Source organism: Acetobacter pomorum, from assembly GCF_002738225.1.
Classification (GTDB): domain Bacteria; phylum Pseudomonadota; class Alphaproteobacteria; order Acetobacterales; family Acetobacteraceae; genus Acetobacter; species Acetobacter pomorum.
In genome coordinates this window covers 1-1,090 of sequence record NZ_PEBQ01000117.1, presented here as the reverse complement: position 1 = coordinate 1,090, position 1,090 = coordinate 1, and the positions used below count along the sequence as shown (strand labels likewise).

1 protein-coding gene is annotated in these 1,090 nt (G+C 50.3%); it reads right to left on the bottom strand.

Going from position 1 to position 1,090, the window contains the following annotated elements:
* Nucleotides 1-150: 150 nt before the first annotated feature.
* Nucleotides 151-519, bottom strand: coding sequence for a hypothetical protein (locus tag CSR02_RS16845; RefSeq protein WP_183172742.1), 369 nt, complete (start codon nucleotides 517-519; stop codon nucleotides 151-153).
* Between the last annotated feature and the right edge of the window lie 571 nt (nucleotides 520-1,090).

Here is a 1,090-nt window from a genome sequence, read left to right as displayed (position 1 = left end):
TTTTGTGCAAAACAGACTTTTTCATAATCTAACCCGATGTACAACCCTTCTGTGAGATTTCCGCGTCGACATCGAATCTTGATACCGCCTCTGAAAACCAGCTCTATGACCTCCTGCGCGACCATATCCCGTCAGTAACGATCGTGTCCGTCACGCATCGGACCACGCTACAGGAACGCCATCCGGTGACGATTGATCTTCAGGTTTTCGCTCCATCACAGTAAGCCACGTCGTACGTCGTAACTTCCTGCCTCCTGCCAGCATTCCTATGAGAAAAATGGACTTGTCTTGACCCAAAGTGCGATCAGCAAAGCTAAAAACAGAAGAATGGTACTGACCGACACCAAACACACCGCCGACACTGAACATCAAGCCACCCACGGTAGCACCTACCGCAATGGCGCGACCACCTTCCCGCTGGCGCTTTCGGCCTGATCGGGAACTGCATAAGCAACCCAATTCAACCACACCCAAGGACGCCCCTAACCCTCTCCGCATAGCAAACATTATCTGCGGCATGTGTGCGTTGCACTTCCGGCGCTGATATTATCTAGTTCGCAAAAAGAATTTGATATAATTGTCTTCACATGCTCTCTCGCACTCACAGTTCAACCTACCTGCTGGCCTTCTGGCCTCTCGTATTGCTTGCGCTGATTGCACGCCTGACATTTGGCGGAATTGCTTCCCCAACAGCACTGATCGACGATCCCCTCAAAACTTTTACACAGCTGAGCATTCTTTGCGATGCTCAGAACACATCGTCTGATCCAGACGGACAGAACCATCACTCAACCGCTCCCGACGATGACGGCTTTCTTCTGTCCGAGGCATTGGATCTGCTTATTGTAAGCATCGTTTTCTGTCTTTTTATAGGATTGTGTGTTGCTGGCATTCGCCAGACATGGATGTTCACAGCCATCCGGGGGCCGCCAACACCGAAACGGACTTCTCTCTGCCCTCAGGGACCTCCTGTCTGATCTGAATTGAAAGAGCCGCTCACCTAATCATGTAGGTGAGCTTTTTGTGCTGTCTCTTCAGGTTCCTTCACATGTTTCGTACTGTTTATTTTTCACTCCCGTTTTACGGGACA

What these genes read in the sequence shown, in the direction of transcription:
- CSR02_RS16845 (WP_183172742.1), bottom strand. Translation starts at nt 519, where the DNA reads ATGCCGCAGATAATGTTTGCTATGCGGAGAGGGTTAGGGGCGTCCTTG.